13 protein-coding genes are annotated in these 19683 nt (G+C 72.5%); 4 read left to right on the top strand and 9 right to left on the bottom strand.

The annotated features are described in order from the left end of the window. Nucleotides 1-55: 55 nt before the first annotated feature. On the bottom strand, nucleotides 56-658 hold the full coding sequence (locus ACFV9D_RS32925) for an Rv3235 family protein (protein ID WP_385154503.1): 603 nt from the start codon (nucleotides 656-658) through the stop codon (nucleotides 56-58). Nucleotides 659-934: 276 nt separating this feature from the next. On the opposite strand from ACFV9D_RS32925, the gene ACFV9D_RS32920 reads away from it, so the two are divergent. Beyond that, a complete protein-coding gene (locus ACFV9D_RS32920; RefSeq protein WP_385154500.1) occupies nucleotides 935-1441 on the top strand; it encodes a DUF6912 family protein in 507 nt (168 codons plus the stop codon). Between the two features lie 69 nt (nucleotides 1442-1510). Continuing rightward, complete coding sequence (locus ACFV9D_RS32915; protein ID WP_385154497.1) at nucleotides 1511-2191, top strand: HAD family hydrolase; 681 nt, start codon at nucleotides 1511-1513, stop codon at nucleotides 2189-2191. A 264-nt stretch (nucleotides 2192-2455) separates the two neighbouring features. Here ACFV9D_RS32915 and ACFV9D_RS32910 read toward each other — a convergent pair whose 3' ends face one another. Then, nucleotides 2456-3013 carry a DJ-1/PfpI family protein gene (locus ACFV9D_RS32910; RefSeq protein WP_385154553.1) on the bottom strand — a complete coding sequence of 186 codons (558 nt, stop codon included), beginning with the start codon at nucleotides 3011-3013 and terminating at the stop codon, nucleotides 2456-2458. A gap of 405 nt (nucleotides 3014-3418) precedes the next feature. On the opposite strand from ACFV9D_RS32910, the gene ACFV9D_RS32905 reads away from it, so the two are divergent. Beyond that, nucleotides 3419-8377, top strand: coding sequence for an NAD-glutamate dehydrogenase (locus ACFV9D_RS32905; RefSeq protein ID WP_385154494.1), 4959 nt, complete (start codon nucleotides 3419-3421; stop codon nucleotides 8375-8377). A gap of 52 nt (nucleotides 8378-8429) precedes the next feature. Here ACFV9D_RS32905 and ACFV9D_RS32900 read toward each other — a convergent pair whose 3' ends face one another. Genes ACFV9D_RS32900 through ACFV9D_RS32890 form a run of 3 tightly spaced genes read right to left on the bottom strand, consistent with a single transcriptional unit; the run spans nucleotide 8430 to nucleotide 11463 of the window. Beyond that, nucleotides 8430-9752 (bottom strand): glycosyltransferase 87 family protein, encoded by a 1323-nt coding sequence (locus ACFV9D_RS32900; protein ID WP_385154491.1) that lies wholly within the window; start codon nucleotides 9750-9752, stop codon nucleotides 8430-8432. Nucleotides 9753-9797: 45 nt separating this feature from the next. After that, nucleotides 9798-10601: an ABC transporter ATP-binding protein gene (locus ACFV9D_RS32895; protein ID WP_385154488.1), complete on the bottom strand. Its 804-nt coding sequence runs from the start codon at nucleotides 10599-10601 to the stop codon at nucleotides 9798-9800. Further along, on the bottom strand, nucleotides 10594-11463 hold the full coding sequence (locus ACFV9D_RS32890; protein ID WP_385154550.1) for an ABC transporter permease: 870 nt from the start codon (nucleotides 11461-11463) through the stop codon (nucleotides 10594-10596). The genes ACFV9D_RS32895 and ACFV9D_RS32890 overlap by 8 nt, the downstream gene beginning before the upstream one ends. A 232-nt stretch (nucleotides 11464-11695) precedes the next feature. Here ACFV9D_RS32890 and ACFV9D_RS32885 point away from each other — a divergent pair, with 232 nt between their 5' ends. Beyond that, nucleotides 11696-12301 (top strand): TetR/AcrR family transcriptional regulator, encoded by a 606-nt coding sequence (locus ACFV9D_RS32885; protein WP_385154485.1) that lies wholly within the window; start codon nucleotides 11696-11698, stop codon nucleotides 12299-12301. A 71-nt stretch (nucleotides 12302-12372) separates the two neighbouring features. Here the strand turns inward: ACFV9D_RS32885 and ACFV9D_RS32880 are convergent, their stop codons facing one another. The 4 genes from ACFV9D_RS32880 to ACFV9D_RS32865 all read right to left on the bottom strand — a co-directional run bounded on the left by ACFV9D_RS32880 (nucleotide 12373) and on the right by ACFV9D_RS32865 (nucleotide 19550). After that, the gene (locus ACFV9D_RS32880) at nucleotides 12373-13239 is read right to left on the bottom strand and encodes a carbohydrate ABC transporter permease (RefSeq protein ID WP_385154482.1); all 867 of its coding nucleotides are present in this window, start codon (nucleotides 13237-13239) and stop codon (nucleotides 12373-12375) included. Then, the gene (locus tag ACFV9D_RS32875) at nucleotides 13236-14537 is read right to left on the bottom strand and encodes a carbohydrate ABC transporter permease (protein WP_385154479.1); all 1302 of its coding nucleotides are present in this window, start codon (nucleotides 14535-14537) and stop codon (nucleotides 13236-13238) included. The genes ACFV9D_RS32880 and ACFV9D_RS32875 overlap by 4 nt, the downstream gene beginning before the upstream one ends. Before the next feature lie 4 nt (nucleotides 14538-14541). Beyond that, a complete protein-coding gene (locus tag ACFV9D_RS32870; protein WP_385154476.1) occupies nucleotides 14542-15909 on the bottom strand; it encodes an ABC transporter substrate-binding protein in 1368 nt (455 codons plus the stop codon). Between the two features lie 122 nt (nucleotides 15910-16031). Beyond that, nucleotides 16032-19550 carry an FtsK/SpoIIIE domain-containing protein gene (locus ACFV9D_RS32865; RefSeq protein ID WP_385154473.1) on the bottom strand — a complete coding sequence of 1173 codons (3519 nt, stop codon included), beginning with the start codon at nucleotides 19548-19550 and terminating at the stop codon, nucleotides 16032-16034. Nucleotides 19551-19683: the final 133 nt, after the last annotated feature.

The raw sequence follows: 19683 nt of genomic DNA, 5'->3' as shown, positions 1-19683 counted from the left end.
GAGGTGGCCGGCCCCTTCGTCATGTGGGGCGTCGTGTCCGGCGTCAGGGCCCGCGTCATGTCCGGGTCGCCCGCGACTGCGTCGGCACGCGCGCGTGGAGGCCGTCCAGCTCGACGGCGGCGCAGCGCCAGCGGCGGTCGGCGCCGAGCTCGAGCCGGAAGGCCATGGCCCGTACGCCGCGGGCCGTGGCGATGCTGGCGAACGCCTCCATGGCGCCAGGGGCGGGCTGGACGCGGCAGCTGCGGAGTACGGGGCGGATGCCGTGACCCGCGAAGGGAGCCGTGGGGGCGAGCTGAACCAGCTGCTCGTACGCCTCGCCCACGGTCTGGCCCAGCATCCAGTGGACGGGCCGCTGACCGCTCAGGACGAGCAGCAGGCGCTCGGCGAAGTGGGCGTGGGCGGGGAGGGTCCGGGGCGCCGTACGGACGCGTGGTGTCGTACCGGGGCTTCCGGGGAGGGTGCCGGCGGCGCCGCGGGGGCCGGTGCCGGCGGGGCCCCGTGGAGCGGAGCGAGGGCGTGGGGTGCGGGGGGTGCGGGGGCGGGTCGTGGCCATGGGCGTGGCGTCCGGTCCGGTGCCGGGCGTGACCACGGGCGTGAGCACGGGCGTGGTGTCGGACGTGGTGTCGGGCGTGCGCGTCGTCGTGGCGGTGATGTCCATGAGTGGTCCCCGTTCGCCTCGCACCCGGCGGTCTACCGGGCGGTAACTTCTGTTGGGGATCTTGTACGGGGATGCTCGGCGCCCTCGCAAGACGCCGTGGGTGCCCGCGCGACGTTCGGCAGGTTCACCTATCAGAGTGAGGAGGCGGTCCGCCGGGTCTGTCGGTGCAGGGGTGGGGGATGCCTCGGGTGGACCGGCCGGACGGCGGCCTGGAGACCCCGAAGGGGGACTCCGCACGTATCCTGAGGGCGTTTCCGACTACGAAAGCGGCCAGCCATGCGCGTGTACGTCCCCCTGACCCTCCCCGGTCTCGCACAGGCGCACAAGGCGGGCGAGCTGGGCCCCGGTCCCCTGACCGCGTACGCCGTGACCCCCGCCCTGCGCGAGTGGTACGTCTCCGACGACATCGAGGAGCTCGAGTACGCGGCGCTCAGCCGGGCTGCGTCGGCCTCCCTGCGGCTTCTCGCCGGGGACCCCTCGGCCGCGCGGCGCCGGATCGTCGTCGCCGTCGACGTGCCGGACAAGGAGGCCGTCGTCGACCCCGACCGCGGCCTGGACGCCGGCTCGCTGGGCGAGGTCCGGATCGCCGGAGCCGTACCGCTGGCCAAGGCGGCGGCGGTGCACGCCGACGCGGACGACGCCGAGGCGGACGTATCGGCGGCGGCGGACGCGCTGGGCGCGGCGGACCAGGGCGACGACGACGCGCAGTTCACGGTGGACGGGGCGGAGGACCACGAGCTGCTGTGGTTCGGGGTGCAGGAGATCCCCGGGCTGCTGGGCTGACAGCTGTCCTCACCGCTCTCCTGACCGCTCTTCTGGGGGCCTGTCGGTGAAGGCCGGTACCGTCTTCGCATGGGGACGCACGGGAAGAACGGGAAGCGCCAGGGGAAGCACCTGGTCTGGGACTGGAACGGCACGCTGCTCGACGACATCGAGGCGGTCATCGGGGCGACGAACGCGGCCTTCGCCGAGCTGGGCCTGGAGCCGATCACGCTCGCGCGGTACCGGGATCTGTACACGGTGCCGGTGCCGAAGTTCTACGAACGGCTGATGGGGCGGCTGCCCACGGACGCTGAGTGGGCGCTGATGGACGGCGCCTTCCACCGTCATTACTGGCAGCGGGCCGAGAGCTGCGGGCTGACGGCCGGGGCGGCGGAGCTGCTGGCCGCGCGGCAGGAATCCGGGTTCACGCAGTCGCTGCTCTCGCTGGCGCCGCACGCCGAGCTGGTACCGCTGGTGCGGAGGCACGGGATCGAGGAGCGGTTCGTGCGGGTGGACGGGCGGGTGGGGTCGTCGACGGCCGGGAAGGCCGGGCACATGGTGCGGCATCTGGCCGCGCTGGAGGGCGTGGATCCCGAGCGGATCGTCGTCATCGGTGACGCGGCGGATGACGCGCGGGCGGCGGCGCATGTGGGGGCGCGGGCGGTGCTGTACACCGGGGGGTCGCACAGCCGGGCGTCGCTGGAGGCGGTGGGAGTGCCGGTCGTGGACTCGCTCGCGGAGGCGGTTGCCGTGGCGGAGGGCCTGGTCTAGGGGCGGGTGGAGCCGGGTGCGGCTCGGTGGGGGTGCCGCCCGACCTTCGGCCGGGCTGGGGCTCCCACCCTCCCCCAGAGCTTCGCCTGGGGGTACCCCATCTCGCTGCGCTCGCCCGTGCAGCTGAGACTTCGGCTGACGGCCTCCCCGTCGGGGCCGAGCGCCATCGGCGGCTACAGGGTGGGTGGGCGCACAGCCCCTGGCGGAGTGGGTGGGCACGACCACCCACCCAGGGACGGGCAGGATGCCGGATCGTCCCCGGCGTCAGCCCGCTGCCCTCAGGATCTTCAGGAATTCGCGCATCCAGGTCGGGTGGTCCGCCCAGGCCCTGGAGGAGACCAGGGTGCCGTCGACCACCGCCTCCGTGTCCTGGAAGCTCGCGCCCGCCGCCTGCATGTCGAGTTCCAGCGCCGGGTACGCCGTGACCCTGCGGCCCTCCAGGCCGCCGATCGCCGCCGTCAGGAGCGGGCCGTGGCAGATCTGGGCCACCGGCTTGTCCGCGTCGAAGAACGACTTCAGGATCTTGCGGAGCTCCGGGTCGTTGCGGAGGTACTCCGGCGCCCGGCCGCCCGGGATCACGACGGCCACGTAGTCACCCGGATCCACCTCGGAGAACGCCAGGTCGGCGGGCCAGGTGTAGCCCGGCTTCTCGGTGTACGTGTCGAAGCCCGGCTCGAAGTCGTGCACCACGAACCGCAGCTGCTTGCGCGCCGGGGCCGCGATGTGCACCTCGTACCCCTCTTCGAGGAGGCGCTGGTACGGGTACATGACCTCCAGCGACTCCGCCGCGTCCCCGGTCACGATCAAGATCTTCGCCATGATGACTCCCAGATCCGTGGTGCCCCGCGTACACGTTGCCCGCGGCGGCCCGCTTTGCCAAGAGGACATGTGTCGCTGTCCATAACGTCAAACTTCCACCCCCTCTTTTGTACACATACGGACCATGACGGGTCCGGGGTGGAGAGCGATAGGCTTTTCCCGTGATCAGCGCGATACGCCGAGGGGGCAGCGAAGCCCCCGGCTCTCGCCCGGTCCGCTACCGCGGCCGGGCCGACATGGCGTTCGCTGATCCCTTCCGTCCGGGCCTCCCGCCGGCAATGGCCGATATCGGCTCGGACTTCTCTCATCCCGGCATAACGTCGACCTCGACCGGTAACCCCGCGTCGTGGCGTTGTGCCATCTCTTCCACAGACGTCACGCAACGGCGCGCGACAGGAGCCAGAGGACATGCAGACCAAGCTGGACGAAGCCAAGGCCGAGCTGCTCGCACGGGCCGCCCGGGTAGCTGAGACCGGCCCGGTCGGGGGGCAACTTCCGACGGGGCCCGAGACAGGGGAGCGCCCTGACAGGGACACCCTGCTCGACTACCTCCAGCGCTACTACCTGCACACCGCGCCCGAGGACCTCACCGACCGAGACCCGGTGGACGTCTTCGGCGCCGCTCTCTCGCACTACCGGCTCGCGGAGAACCGCCCCCAGGGCACCGCGAACGTCCGCGTCCACACCCCGACGGTCGAAGAGAACGGCTGGACCTGCAGCCACTCCGTCGTCGAGGTCGTCACCGACGACATGCCCTTCCTCGTCGACTCGGTCACCAACGAGCTCTCCCGCCAGGGCCGCGGCATCCACGTCGTGATCCACCCGCAGGTCCGCGTCCGCCGCGACCTGACCGGCAAGCTCATCGAGGTCCTGACCACCGAGCCCAAGGGCGAGCAGGCCCACGACGTCCTCACCGAGTCCTGGATCCACGTCGAGATCGACCGCGAGACCGACCGCGCCGACCTCAAGCAGATGACCACGGACCTGCTGCGCGTCCTGTCCGACGTCCGCGAGACCGTCGAGGACTGGGAGAAGATGCGCGAGGCCGCGCTGCGCATCGCCGAGAACCTCCCGAAGGAGCCCACCGCCGACGACCTGCGTCCCACCGAGGTCGACGAGGCGTGCGAGCTGCTGCGCTGGCTCTCCGCCGACCACTTCACCTTCCTCGGCTACCGCGAGTACGAGCTGGTCAACGGTGACGCGCTGGCCGCCATCCCCGGTACCGGCCTCGGCATCCTGCGCTCCGACCCGCACCACACCGGCGACGACGACCACCACGCCCACCCCGTCTCGCCGTCCTTCAGCCGGCTGCCGGCCGACGCCCGTGCCAAGGCGCGCGAGCACAAGCTGCTGATCCTCACCAAGGCCAACAGCCGCGCGACCGTGCACCGCCCCTCGTACCTCGACTACGTGGGCGTGAAGAAGTTCGACGCCGAAGGCAACGTGATCGGGGAGCGCCGCTTCCTCGGCCTGTTCTCCTCGGCCGCGTACACCGAGTCCGTCCGCCGCGTGCCGGTGATCAGCCGCAAGGTCCAGGAGGTCCTGGAGGGCGCCGGCTTCTCGCCGAACAGCCACGACGGCCGCGACCTGCTCCAGATCCTGGAGACGTACCCGCGCGACGAGCTCTTCCAGACCCCGGTCGACGAGCTGCGCGAGATCGTCACCAGCGTCCTGTACCTGCAGGAGCGGCGCCGGCTGCGGCTCTACCTGCGCCAGGACGAGTACGGCCGCTACTACTCGGCTCTCGTCTACCTGCCGCGCGACCGCTTCAACACCACCGTCCGTGAGCGTCTGACCGACATCCTCAAGGAGGAGCTCGGCGGCACCAGCGTCGACTTCACCGCCTGGAACACCGAGTCGATCCTCTCCCGGCTCCACTTCGTCGTCCGGGTCGCGCCGGGCACCGAGCTCACCCACCTCACCGACGCCGACAAGGAGCGCATCGAGGCCCGGCTCGTGGAGGCCGCCCGCTCCTGGGCCGACGGCTTCGCCGAGGCCCTCAACGCCGAGACCGGCGAGGAACGCGCCGCCGAGCTGCTGCGCAAGTACGGCAACGCCTTCCCCGAGGGCTACAAGGCCGACCACTCGCCGCGCGCCGCCGTGGCCGACCTGGTCCACCTGGAGCAGCTGACCCGGACCGGCAAGGAGTTCGCGCTCTCGCTGTACGAGCCGGTCGGTGCCGGCCCCGGCGAGCGCCGCTTCAAGATCTACAAGTCGGGCGCTCAGATCTCCCTCTCCGCCGTGCTTCCGGTGCTCAACCGGCTCGGCGTCGAGGTCATCGACGAGCGTCCGTACGAGCTGCGCTGCGCCGACCGTACGCACGCCTGGGTCTACGACTTCGGCATGCGTATGCCCGCTCCGACGGCCAACGGCGCCTCCTTCGGCGACGACGCCCGCGAGCGGTTCCAGGAGGCGTTCGCCGCCACCTGGACCGGCGAGGCCGAGAACGACGGCTTCAACGCGCTGGTGCTCTCCGCCGGGCTGACCTGGCGTCAGGCGATGGTGCTGCGCGCCTACGCGAAGTACCTGCGCCAGGCCGGTTCGACGTTCAGCCAGGACTACATGGAGGACACCCTCCGCAACAACGTCCACACCACCCGGCTGCTCGTCTCCCTCTTCGAGGCCCGGATGTCGCCGGAGCGCCAGCGCGCCGGCGTCGAGCTCATCGACGCGCTCCTCGAAGAGCTGGACGCCGCCCTCGACCAGGTCGCGAGCCTGGACGAGGACCGCATCCTGCGCTCCTTCCTCACCGTCATCAAGGCGACCCTGCGGACGAACTTCTTCCAGAGCGCGGTCGACGGTCACCCGCACTCCTACGTGTCGATGAAGTTCGACCCGCAGGCCATCCCCGACCTCCCCGCGCCCCGCCCGGCGTACGAGATCTGGGTGTACTCGCCGCGCGTCGAGGGCGTCCACCTGCGCTTCGGCAAGGTCGCCCGAGGCGGCCTGCGCTGGTCCGACCGCCGTGAGGACTTCCGTACCGAGATCCTCGGCCTGGTCAAGGCGCAGATGGTGAAGAACACCGTCATCGTGCCCGTCGGCGCCAAGGGCGGCTTCGTCGCCAAGCAGCTCCCGGACCCGTCCGTGGACCGCGACGCCTGGCTGGCCGAGGGCATCGCGAGCTACAAGACCTTCATCTCGGCGCTGCTCGACATCACCGACAACCTGGTCGCCGGCGAGGTCGTGCCCCCGGTCGACGTGGTCCGCCACGACGAGGACGACACGTACCTCGTCGTCGCCGCCGACAAGGGCACCGCGACCTTCTCCGACATCGCCAACGAGGTCGCCGTCTCCTACGGCTTCTGGCTCGGCGACGCCTTCGCCTCGGGCGGCTCGGCCGGCTACGACCACAAGGGCATGGGCATCACCGCCCGTGGCGCCTGGGAGTCCGTGAAGCGGCACTTCCGCGAGCTGGGCCACGACACCCAGACGCAGGACTTCACCGTCGTCGGCGTCGGCGACATGTCCGGCGACGTCTTCGGCAACGGCATGCTGCTGAGTGAGCACATCAGGCTCGTTGCGGCCTTCGACCACCGGCACATCTTCATCGACCCCACCCCGGACGCGGCCGTCTCGTACGCCGAGCGGCGCCGCCTCTTCGAGCTGCCCCGCAGCTCCTGGGCCGACTACAAGACGGAGCTGCTGTCCGCGGGCGGTGGCATCCACCCCCGTACCGCCAAGTCGATCCCGGTCAACGCGCAGATGCGCGCGGCCCTCGGCATCGAGGCGGGCGTCACCAAGATGACCCCGGCCGAGCTGATGCAGACGATCCTCCACTCGCCCGTCGACCTGCTGTGGAACGGCGGCATCGGTACGTACGTCAAGTCGTCCGCCGAGTCGAACGCGGACGTCGGCGACAAGGCGAACGACGCCATCCGCGTCAACGGCGAGGACCTGCGGGTCAAGGTCGTCGGCGAGGGCGGCAACCTCGGTCTGACCCAGCTCGGCCGCATCGAGTTCGCCCGCAAGGGCGGCCCCGAGGGCGCGGGCGGCAAGGTCAACACCGACGCCATCGACAACAGCGCCGGCGTGGACACCTCCGACCACGAGGTGAACATCAAGATCCTGCTGAACGGTCTCGTCACCGAGGGCGACATGACCGTCAAGCAGCGCAACAAGATCCTCGCCGAGATGACCGACGAGGTCGGCTCGCTCGTCCTGCGCAACAACTACGCGCAGAACGTGGCGCTGGCCAACGCGGTCGCGCAGTCGCCGTCGCTGCTCCACGCCCACCAGCGGTTCATGCGCCGCCTGGGCCGGGACGGGGCCCTCGACCGCTCGCTGGAGTTCCTGCCCAACGACCGGCAGATCCGCGAGCTGCTCAACAACGGCAAGGGCCTGAGCCAGCCGGAGCTCGCCGTCCTCCTCGCGTACACCAAGATCACGGTGGCCGACGAGCTGATCGGGACCGAGCTGCCGGACGACGCCTACCTGCGCCGCCTGCTCCACGCGTACTTCCCGACGCAGCTGCGCGAGAAGTTCGCCGACGCGGTCGACAACCACCCGCTGCGCCGGGAGATCGTCACCACGGTCCTGGTCAACGACACCGTCAACACCGGTGGCTCGACCTTCCTGCACCGCCTCCGCGAGGAGACCGGCGCGTCGATCGAGGAGATCGTCCGCGCGCAGACCGCCGCCCGCGCCATCTTCCGGCTCGGCGAGGTCTGGGACGCCGTCGAGGCGCTCGACAACCGGGTCCCGGCCGACGTCCAGACCCGGATGCGCCTGCACTCCCGCCGTCTGGTCGAGCGCGGTACGCGCTGGCTGCTCGGCAACCGGCCGCAGCCGCTCCAGCTCGCCGAGACGATCGACTTCTTCGGCGAGCGCGTCGAGGCGGTCTGGGCCGAGCTGCCGCAGCTGCTGCGCGGCGCGGACCTGGAGTGGTACCAGTCGATCCTGGAGGAGCTGACCGAGGTCGGCGTGCCGGAGGAGCTCGCCCTGCGGGTCGCCGGCTTCTCCTCCGCCTTCCCGACGCTCGACATCGTCGCGATCGCGGACCGCACCGCCAAGGACCCGATGGCGGTCGCCGAGGTCTACTACGACCTGGCCGACCGGCTGCGGATCACCCAGCTCATGGACCGCATCATCGAACTGCCGCGCGCCGACCGGTGGCAGTCGATGGCCCGCGCCTCCATCCGCGAGGACCTGTTCGCCGCGCACGCCGCCCTCACCGCGGACGTGCTGTCGGCGGGCAACGGCACCTCGACGCCGGAGGAGCGGTTCAAGGCCTGGGAGCAGAAGAACGCGGCGATCCTCGGCCGGGCGCGCACCACGCTGGAGGAGATCCAGGGATCGGAGACCTTCGACCTGGCGAACCTGTCCGTGGCGATGCGGACCATGCGCCAGCTGCTGCGCGCGCACAGCTAGTCGGCACGTGTGAAGGGGCCCCGCCGGTATCCGTACCGGCCGGGCCCCTTCGTCATGCCGGGACGGCGGCGGTCGAGGTCCACAGGCGCCGGGCGGCCAGCAGCGCCGCCGCGAGCAGCAGCCCGTTGCGGACCACCATGACGGCCACCCCCGGCCAGGTGGCGGCCACCACCTCGTCGTACAGGATCGGGTACGCGAGGGAGCTCAGCGCGGCCGCCGGCAGGAGCAGCAGCGCCACCGGCCGCATCACGGTCCGCCGCGAGGTGAGACAGACGGCGGTGAGACCGAGCAGCCAGATCATGTACTGCGGGCTGATCACCCGGCTGGTGACGGTGAAGAGGAGCACGGCGGCCAGTGCCGCGTCCAGCGGGGTCGCCGCGTTCCAGGTGCGGGCGCACACCCGCCACAGCACCAGCCAGACGAAGGCGAGGACCGTCAGGAGCAGCGCGACCCGGCCCACGCTGGAGACGTACGGGCCGACGTACTCGTAGGCGCCGTAGCGGTACTGGACGGTGCCCGGCCAGCCGGCCGTCGCCTTGGCCAGCGCGAGCGCGGTGCCGCCCAGCGACTCGATCTGGATGCCGCGGCCGCCCTGCTGGCGCAGGAAGCCGAACGAGTGCGAGAAGAGCAGGCCGAGGGTGGCGAGGAGGGCGGCGGCGGTGACGGCGGCGGAGACCCAGGCGTCACGGGTGGTACGGCCCCGGGGCGTGCCGATCAGGGTCAGCACCGGCCACACCTTCACCAGCGCGCCGACCGCGGCCAGCGCCCCGCCGAGCCGGTGCCCTTGGGCCGAGCGGGATTTCAGCGCGAGCAGGGCGAGGACGGCGAGGGCGGTGACCTGGACGTCGTAGCGGACCAGCGGGAGGTGCAGGAGCAGCGGGAGTCCGCAGACCCAGACCCAGGCGCCGTGGGTGACCCGGTCGCTGTCGGCGAGGGCGAGGGCCAGCGCGATCGCTGCGTCGGCGAGGAGGGTGAGGGCGACGAAGGCCTGGAAGTACGTGAGCCACGGCAGCACCCCGGGGGACATGATCACCAGCCCCGCGCCGGGCGGGTACTGCCAGGTGACGTCGTCCACGGGGAAGGCGCCCTGGGCGAACTGCCGGTACCACTGCTGGTAGAGGACGTACACCTCGCGGCCGACACCGCCCACGCCCAGGCTGTCGCGCAGCAGGAGCAGCGCCATGCCGGCGCGGGTGACGGCCCAGACGACGGCGAGGGTGAGGGCGGGGCCCAGGCCGACCGAGACGAAGGTGGCCGAGGTGAAGGTGTCCGAGTCGAAGGGGGAGCCGGTGAGGGCGGGCGGCGCCGGGGCACAGGTGTGCTTGTCGCCCGGTTCGGGCGGCGGCTGGGGGGTGTGGTCGCGATGCGTCGTCATCGAAACCGCACTCTATTTGGGTTTGTGGGGATTACGGGTGTTTTGTCAGGCCTTCTTGGTGAACGCCTCGTACGCCGCCACGACCTCCTTCGCCGGTCCGTCCATCCGCAGGGTGCCCGCCTCCAGCCACAGTGCGCGGTCGCAGGTCTCGGTGATGGTGGAGTTGGAGTGGGAGACGAGGAAGACGGTGCCCGCCTCGGCGCGCAGCTCGTCGATCCGCTGTTGGCTGCGGCGGCGGAACTTCGCGTCGCCGGTGGAGAGCGCCTCGTCGATGAGCAGCACGTCGTGGCTCTTCGCCGCCGCGATGGAGAAGCGGAGGCGGGCGCCCATGCCGGAGGAGTACGTCCGCATGGGCAGCGAGATGAAGTCGCCCTTCTCGTTGATCCCGGAGAACTCGACGATGTCGTCGTAGCGGGCGGCGACCTCCGCGCGGGTCATGCCCATCGCGAGCCCGCCGAGGATCGCATTGCGCTCGCCGGTCAGATCGTTCATCAGGGCCGCGTTCACCCCGAGCAGCGAGGGCTGGCCGCGGGTGTAGATCCTGCCCTCGTTGACGGGCAGCAGGCCGGCCACGGCCTTCAGGAGGGTGGACTTCCCCGATCCGTTCGAACCGATCAGGCCAATTGCCTCGCCCCGGTGCGCGACGAAACTGACGCCCTTGACCGCGTGCACCTTGCGGGCGCCCGGGGCGACGCGCTTGGAGAAGATCCGGCTGAGCGCGGCGGTCGCGCTTCCCTTGCCGGTACGGGCGCCGTTGACGGTGTACGTGATGTGGACGCCGTCGGCGACGACGGTGGGGGTGCGCTCCGACGTGGGCGCCACGGTCTTCGTCAGGGTCTGCTCAGCCACGGCCGTAGGTCTCCTCTGCCTTCCAGAAGTAGATGAATCCGCCCGCGAAGGCCACCAGCGCCCAGCCGGCGGCGAGCGCCCAGACGTGCGGCGGCAGCTGGTCGGGGGTGAAGCTCTCGATGAGCGCGAAGCGCATCAGGTCGATGTAGACGGCCGCCGGATTGCCCTGCAGGACCGCGATCGCCGCGTCCGGGAGCCGGCCGCTCGCCGCCAGGTGCTGGATGGACCACATGGCGCCGGAGACGTACATCCACGTGCGCAGCAGGAACGGCATCAGCTGGGCGATGTCCGGGGTGCGGGCGGCCAGGCGGGCCGTCACCAGCGCGATCCCGAAGTTGAAGAGCGCCTGGAGGAGCAGCGCGGGAACGGCCAGGAGCCAGCTCCAGCGGGGGAACTCGCCGAAGCAGAACAGGATCGCGACCAGCACGCCGAGCGAGAGGACGAGCTGCTGGAGCTGCTGGAGCGCGAGGGCGAGGGGGAGGCTCGCGCGGGGGAAGTGCAGGGCGCGGACGAGTCCGAGGTTCCCGCTGATCGCCCGGGTGCCGGCCATGATCGACTGGGAGGTGAAGGTCCAGACGAAGATGCCCGTGATCAGGAACGGGACGTAGTCCGGGATGCCCTGCTGGACGTTCATCAGGACGCCGAAGATCAGGTAGTACACCGCCGCGTTGAGGAGCGGGGTCATCACCTGCCATACCTGACCGAGCTTCGCCTGGCTGTACTGCGCGGTGAGCCGGGCGGTCGCGAAGGTGGCGATGAAGTCGCGCCGCGACCAGAGCTGCCGGACGTACGCGGGGACGGTGGGGCGGGCGCCGCTGACGGACAGGCCGTGGCGGAGGGCGAGCGCACGCAGGTCCTGCAGGGGCGGGTCGTGCGGGAGCGGGTCCTGTGGGAGCGGGTCCTCCGCGCGCGGGGGCGTGATCGGCTTCTCGAGCGTCTCGGTCGTCACGAGGTCGCTTTCGACGAGGGTGCAGGGCAGCGCTGGCGATGGAACGGGTCCGTATCGTCGCTACGGTGAGAGTAGGTCGGGCGCACGTCGGAACGCAACCGTCTCGTCGTGACGTCGCCGTTCGCCGTTGGTTAGGATCCCGTTCATGACGACACCCTCCGGGTCCCCCCGCCGCGCCCCCGCGGGAGCCGCCGTGCTCCGCGAGGACGTCACGGAGGCCATTCGCATGGCCGTCTTCGAGGAGCTGGCCGCCGTCGGATTCGCCCGCATGTCCATCGAGGGCATCGCGCGCCGCGCGGGCGTCGGCAAGACCGCCGTCTACCGCCGCTGGAAGTCCAAGCTCTCCCTCGTCCTCGACCTCGTCGGCGCCTTCGCCACGCAGGGGCTGCCGGCGCCGTCGACCGGTTCGCTCCACGGTGACGTGCGCGCGCTCCTCGAAGTCGCCTCGCACGCCCTGCGCCACCCGGTGGCCTCGCAGGTCATCCCGGACCTGCTGGTGGAGGCCGCCCGGCAGCCCGAGATCGCCCAGGCGATCAAGGCGGCCCTGCTCGACAGCCAGCAGGGGGTCGTCGCGCAGATCGTGCGCGAGGCCGTGGAGCGCGGCGAGCTGCCCGAGGGCGCGGACCCGGACCGGGCCCTCGACGTGGTCGTCGGGCCGCTGTACTGGCGGCTCGTGGTGGTGCGCGGCGAGCTGCCGAAGGGATACCTGGACGACCTCGCCCGGTCGGCGGTCGCCGCGCTCACGGCGTGAGTACGTGCATTACGGGTACGGGGGCGCCGGCCTCGTACCCGTACCCGTACCCGTAAGGCCGCGTGGCGGGGCTACTTCACCGCGCCCGCCATCACCCCCGAGACGAACTGCCGCTGGAAGGCGAAGAACACCGCCAGCGGAATCACCATCGACACGAACGCGCCCGGCGCCAGCACGTCGATGTTGTTCCCGAACTGCCGCACCTGCTGCTGCAGCGCCACCGTGATCGGCGGGGACTCCGAGTCCGCGAAGATCAGCGCGACCAGCATGTCGTTCCAGACCCACAGGAACTGGAAGATGCCGAGCGAGGCGATCGCCGGCCCGCCCAGCGGCATGACGACCCGGGTGAAGAGCCGGAACTCGCCCGCCCCGTCCAGCCGTGCCGCCTCCAGCAGTTCCCTGGGGATCTCCGCGAAGAAGTTCCGCAGCAGGAAGATCGCGAAGGGCAGCCCGAAGGCGGTGTGGAAGAGCACGACCCCGAGCGTCGTCTCGAAGATGCCGATCGTGCCGAAGAGCTTCGACACGGGGACGAGCGCCACCTGCACCGGGACCACCAGGAGCCCCACGACCACCAGGAACCACCAGTCGCGGCCGGGGAAGTCCAGCCAGGCGAAGGCGTACCCGGCGAGCGAACCGATGACGACGACCAGGACCGTGGCCGGGACGGTGATCAGGACCGTCGACAGGAGCGAGCCCGTGATCGTGTCGTTGGCGAGGAGCGCGGAGTAGTTCTCCACGGTCAGCTGGGCGGGGGAGGTGAAGACCTGCCACCAGCCGCTCTCGCTGATGTCGGAGGGGCCGCGGAGGGACGACAGCAGCAGTCCCACGGCCGGCATCAGCCAGAACAGGCCGACCAGGATCAGGAAGATCCGCATCGCGCCGCCCCCGGCGCGGGCGGCGAGCCGTGACGCCGGGCTCTTCTTGGCCGGACTGCTCATCGGCGGGCCTCCCTTCGCATCCGGCGGATGTTGAACGCCATCACCGGGATCACCAGGAGCAGCAGCAGGACGGCGATGGCGGAGCCGACCCCGAGATCCGCGTCCGTCCCGAACGACGAGCGGTACAGCTGGAGCGCCAGCACGTTCGCGTCGTCCTGGGCCGAGCCCGGCGCGATGATGAAGACCAGGTCGAAGACCTTCAGCACGTTGATCATCAGGGTGACCAGGACGACGGCGAGGACCGGAGCGAGGAGCGGGACCGTGATCCGGCGGAACACCTGCCACTCGTTCGCCCCGTCGACGCGGGCCGCTTCGAGGAGTTCACGGGGCACGCTCGCGAGACCGGCCGCGATCAGGACCATCGCGAACCCGGCCCACATCCACACGTAACTGCCGATGACGGCGGGCGTGACGAGCGAGGGGCCGAGCCACTCCACCCCGTTGTACTGCTCGCGGAAGTTGCTCGCGGGCAGCCGCAGCAGGGATCCGTCGGCGGACGCCGGAAGGCTGAACGTGCCGTCGGCGGCCACGGTCGTCGACGCGACGACCTTCCCGTCCTTCACCGCCTCCACGCGCAGCCCCTTCAGGCCCAGCTCCTTCGTGTCGACGACGTTCGTCCTCCCGCCGCCGCCCCGGGTGAAGTCCAGCCAGGCGGTGCCGGTGATCCGGCCCTCCTGGCGGGGTGGATCGACCGCCGGGCGGGCGTCCTTCGGCATCTGCGCCGGGGCGACGCCGATCAGCGGAAGCCGCGCGGTCTCTCCCGTGCGGACCGGGCTCTTGGTCACGTACGCCCCGCCGCCCGCCGACGTGAGCGGGTGGACGGGCAGCGGGCGCGCCCGTGGGAAGCCCGAGGACTCGGCGAAGGTGTCGTGGACGCCGACCCAGACGGCGTTCGCGACCCCGCGGTCCGGATCCTGCTCGTAGACGAGCCGGAAGATGATCCCGGCTGCGAGCATCGAGATCGCCATCGGCATGAAGACGATCAGCTTGAACGCCGTACCCCAGCGCACCCGTTCGGTCAGGACGGCGAAGATCAGGCCGAGCGCGGTGGCGACGGTCGGGGCGAGGACCACCCAGATCGCGTTGTTCTGCACGGCGGTGAGGATCGTGTCGTCCGTGAAGAGCTCGACGTAGTTGTCGAGTCCGGCGAAGGAGTCCCCGGACTTGTCGAAGAACGAGCGGTGGACGGAGTACCCGATCGGGTAGACGACGAGCGCGCCGAGCAGGACCAGCGCGGGGAGGAGGAACCCCGCCGCGACGGACCTGCGCGTGCCGGTGACCCTGTGGGCGGAGGGCACGGCGTCAGCTCTTGTACGCCTTGGCCGCGTCGGCCTCCAGCCTCGCCTGGGTCCCCGCGATGTCCTTCGGGTTCTTCAGGAAGTCCTGGAGCGCCTTCCACTCGCCCTTGCCGGGCGTGCCGCCGAAGGACTGCGGCATCTGGTCCGACATGTCGAAGCGGAACTCGTCCCCGGACTCGAGGAGCGCCTTGGCGATCTCGCGCTGGACCTCGTTCGGGTAAGCGGTCAGGTTCAGGTTCTTGTTGGGGGAGAGGAAGCCGCCGGCGCCCGCCCAGACCGCGGCCGCGTCCGGGGAGGCGAGGAAGGTCAGCAGCGCCTGAGCGCCCTTGGTGTCCTTCAGGGCCACCGCCGCGTCGCCGGCGGTGACCACCGGGGACGTCGCGCCCACGGCGGGGAACGGGAAGACCTTCGCGTCCGTACCGATCTTCGCGGTGGTCTGCGCGATGTTGATCGCGGCGAAGTCGCCCTCGAAGACCATCGCGCCCTTCGGCTGGTCGCCGCCCGTGAAGGTCTGGGTGACCGAGACGGGGAACTCCGTCTGCAGCGCGCCGTCCGCGCCGCCCGCGATCAGGTTCGGCTTGCCGAACAGCTCGGCGAGGGTGGTGAGCGCCTGCGTGACGGACGCGTCCGTCCACTTGATCTCGTGCTTGGCCAGCTGGTCGTACTTCGCCGGGCCAGCCTGCGAGAGGTAGATGTTCTCGAACCAGTCGGTCAGGGTCCAGCCGTCCGCGCCGCCGACGGAGACGGGGGTGACGCCGGAGGCCGAGATGGTCTCGGCGGTGGCGAGGAAGCCCTTCCAGGTCTTGGGCTCGGTGGCGCCCGCGTTCTCGAAGGCGGCGTTGTTGTACCAGATCAGGGACTTGTTGGCGGCCTTGAAGTACACGCCGTACTGCTTGCCGTCGACCGCGCCGAGGTCCCGCCAGCCCTGGGAGTAGTTCTTGGCGAGCTGCGCCTCGGCCTCGGGGCCGACGGGCTTGAGCCACTTCTGGGCGGCGGCCTGCTGGATCGCGCCGACCTGGGGGAGCATCGCCACGTCGGGCGGGGAACCGCCGGCGATCTTCGTACCGAGGAAGTTCACGATCGGGTCCTGTGCGGGCACGAAGGTGACGGTGGCGCCGGTGCGCTTCTCGAACTCCTTCAGGACCTTGGTGAAGTTCTCCTGCTCGGGGCCGGTCCAGACGGCGGCGACCTCGATCTTCTCGCCCTTGAGAGAGGGCAGCGTCAAGGAGCTGCCGGAGGTGGTCGGAGCCCCGGGGTCCTTCTCGTTCACATCGCTGTCGCCGCCGCAGCCGGCGAGGGCGAGGGTGAGGGTGAGGGTCGTGACCGTGGCGGCTGTCCGTGCGGCCGTGCGTGTACGAAGAGTTGTACGCATTCCTGCCCCGTCTCTCCTGTGCGCTGCTCGTCCCGTGCGCTCAGGTCTACGCCGGGGGCTCGGGCCCCGCAATACCGCCTTCCGTGTCAACCAGGTGATCGTGATGGGCTCGTGACGTCTCGTCAGGCGCGGGTCGCGGGCGTGAGGGGTGGTACGGGCGAGGCGTCGACCGAGCGGGCGGCACGGTCGAGAGCGCTCGCGAGGAGCGCCAGATCGGTCGGGCCGTTGCCCAGCTCGCGGACCGGCCGGCGGGTGGGCGGGTCGCCCATCCGCTCCCACTCCAGCGGCACGACCGTCGGCCGCAGCGTCGCCGTGCGCGGGATGCGGCCGGTGACCCGGCCGGACTGGAACGGGGTCACCCGACCGTCCGGATGCCCGAGCCGTCCCCGGCCGGGCGCGGGCTCGTCGGGACCGGCGGCCACGGGGGCCGGGTCGAGCACGATCCGCAGCCGGGCGCCGTGGGCGAGCTCCGTGTCCGCCGTACGGTCCGGGCGCGCGGACGTCGCGACCAGGTGCACCCCGAGCCGCTCCCCGGACCGCGCCACGGCTTCGAGGGCCCGTACGACGGATCCGGCGGCGGGCCGCCCCGGCGATCCGAGCGCGGGTGCCACGAGCGCGTCGAAGTCGTCGACGAGCACGACGAGCCGGGGGAGGGCGGTGCCGCCGCCCGTCTCGGCCCGCATCCGCGGCGCCGCGCCGGCGTACGCGTCCGGCTCCCCGCCGGGACGGGGGACACGGCCGGACGGCCGGTCGTCGAGCGTGGCATCGCCGGTGCGGGCCGTCCGCCCGCTGGGGTGGTACGTGAGGTCGTCGGCGCCGGTGCGGGTGGTGCGGGTGCTGGGGCGGTCGTCGAGGGTGGCGTCGCCGGGGTGTGGGGTTCGGCCGCTGGGGTGGTACGTGAGGTCGTCGGCGCCCGCGCGCGCGGTGCGGGTGCTGGGGCGGCCCTGGAGGTCGTCGGCGCTTGCTCGGGAGGCGGGGCGGGCGCCCACGGTGCCGTCTCCGGTGCGGAGCGTCCGGCCGCTCGGGCGGTCGGAGAGGGGGGCGTCGCCGGTCGGGCGGGGGGTCCGGCCGCTCGACGCGTCGGACAGGGAGCCGTCCCCCACCCGGGCGTCGGGGACACGGGCCGTCGCCCGGGCGCCCGGTGACACCGATTCCGCCGCACTCGGCGGGCGCTGGCCGATCAGGCGCCCCGCGGCCCGCCGGTCGGAGAAGTGGCCGTCGCCCAGGATCTCCGCGCGACGCTTCAGCTCGGCCCCCAGCGCCTGCGCGAACTCCCGCATCCGGACCGGGTCGGAGGCGACCAGGTGCTCGGTGACGTGCGGCAGCTCCGTACACGCGGCCAGGCCCTCGCCGCGCTCGCCTCCCGCGCCGTCCACCAGGAGCAGCCCCAGGCGGTCGGGGCGGCCGCCGGCCGCCAGTGAGGCGGCGACGGAGCGCAGCAGCTCCGTGCGTCCGCTGCCCGCGGGCCCCTCGATCAGCAGGTGGGGTCCTTCCTCGGCCAGATCCACCGACACCGGCCCGCGCTGCCCGGCGCCCAGGACGACCGTCCCCTCCGCGGCGGCGGCCCAGCGCGCCATCAGGGAGGCGGGTGTGGCCCGGGCGAGACCGAGCTCGTCGAGCAGCCGGGCGGACCGCGGCAGCGCCGTCGCGGCCGTCCGACCGTGCGCGGCGGGGGCGTCCGTGCGCAGCGGAGCCACCGCCCGCGCGAAGCGCTCGGCCCAGGCGACGGAGACCGCGTCCACCACGCCGACGGTCCCGTGGCCCGCGGCCCGGCCCCCCGCCGTACGCAGCAGCCGCAGCGCCGTCGCCACGTCGCCGCTCAGCAGGGCCACGGCCCCGCACTCGCGGAAGGCGAGCGAGGCCGCGCAGGCGCTTTCGTAGGTCGCGGCGACCGGGGACTCCGGGGAGGCGGCCGGCGCCTCGGCCAGGCAGAGCAGATGGATGCCCGCGGCCGCCCCCGCTCCGGCGAGCCGCGCGGTGGTCTCGCGCAGCGCCGCGGAACCGGGGTCGCCGTCCACGATCACGACCGTGGCCGGACCCTCGTAGCGCGCCGCGGCCTCGGCGACGGCCGCGCGGTCGGCGCTCGGCCAGCCGGGCCCGAGCGGCCCGTCGTCCAGCCTGCGGGTGAGCTCGGCCGCACGGGCGTGGGCCTGGTCGCGGTCGTACGCGAGGAGGAGTCGGCAGTCCTGGCCGTGCGCCGGACGCAGATGGGGGAGCCAGCCGAGCCAGCCCCAGGCGCGGCGCCGCTCCTCCAGGGGGCGGCTCCGGTCCGCGCTGATCAGCACGATCTCCAGGTCGGCGGGGGAGTGCAGGGCGGCGAGCTGGGCCACGACGGAGCGGGCGAGCCCGGCCAGCCGCTTGCCGGGGCCCGCGAGCCCGAGCGATCCGGCCTCGCGGAGCCCGACGGTGACGGGCACCCCGGACAGCTCGGCCCGGTCGGTCGTGCCGAGCCGGACGACGAGGGACTCGGGGTGATCCGGGCCACGCTCCCAGAGCCGGGGGCCGGGGCCGAGCGCGGTGAGCAGCACGGCGGCCGGGTCGGGCCAGGTCTCGGCGGCCTGCGGATGACCGGCGCCCGGGTCCGTACCGGAGACGGCGCCGGCCTCCGCACCGGGCTCGGCACCGGGGACCGGCAGGTCCTCGCGGGGCCCGGTGAACCGGCGGGCCCAGGCCCCGATGCCGCGCTTGCCGCGCGGGGGCGTCGCATGGCGGGAGGTCTGCCGGGTCCTGCTGTGCGCCTCGCCCGCGCCCTCGCCTTCCGTGGGTTCCTCGGCGCGTGCGTGCGTGGGGGAGGGCGTGCCGCCGCGGGTCGCGTCCTGGGACACGGAGGCGTGCGGCCAGGCATCGCGCCCGTGCCCGTGTCCGTACGGGCTGCTGTCCCGGCCCGCGTCGGGGAGCCCGGACCCGCCGAGCGCCGCACCGCGCCCCGTACCCGCACCGGCGTCCGCATCCGCACGGGCGTCCGGACCCGGCTCGTACCGTCCGGAGCCGTACGGGTCCACCCGCAGGTGCCCCTCGCCGTCCGGGGCCGTCGGCAGGGAGTCCGCATCGCGCCCGTCCGGTCCCGACAGCCGGAGAGCGGACTCGCCGAGGCGCAGCAGCGCGCCGGGCAGCAGCCGGACGGGGCGGTCGCCGACCGCCGCGCCGTCCAGCGTCGTGCCGTTCGTGGAGCCGAGGTCCGCGACCGTCACCCGGCCGTCGTGCCCGACCGTCACCGTGCAGTGCACCCGGGAGACGTCCGGGTCGTCGAGCGGGACGTCCGCGTCCATGGAGCGGCCGATCCTGATCGGGCCGCCGTGCAGCAGGTGCACCCCGCCCGCGTCGGGCCCCGCGACCACGTGGAGCCGGGCCTGGGCGTCCTCTCCGAGCCGGTCGTCCTCGCCGGGGACCTGGAGCGTGAGGGCCGCGCCGTCGACGAGCGGGGGCTCGCCGAGCGCGCAGCGCCGGGCGTCGAGCCGCTCCTGGCCCACGTAGAACACGGTCGAACCGGACAGAGAGGTGTCCGGGCCGGAGACGGCCGCGGCGAGACCGGAGGCCACGGCGGCCAGCGCCGTCCCCGTGGGGGCGGTGACAAGCACGTCGCAGGCGCGCCCCGCGCCGTGGCCGGCGTGCGGCGAGAGGACGGTCAGCCGGATCTGCATCGCCGTCAGCGGTCCCTTCTGCGCGTGTGCCCGGCAGGGGTACCGCCCTGTGTCTCCCCCCACCCGGCACGGACGCGTCGTCCGGTACAGGTCGGCACGGCGCGGGGGCTCCCGACCCCACGATGCGACGTGC

The organism is Streptomyces sp. NPDC059875, from assembly GCF_042731085.1.
Lineage (GTDB): Bacteria > Actinomycetota > Actinomycetes > Streptomycetales > Streptomycetaceae > Streptomyces.
The sequence above is the reverse complement of the archived record's forward strand: the minus strand, read 5'-3'. Positions and strand labels throughout refer to the sequence as shown.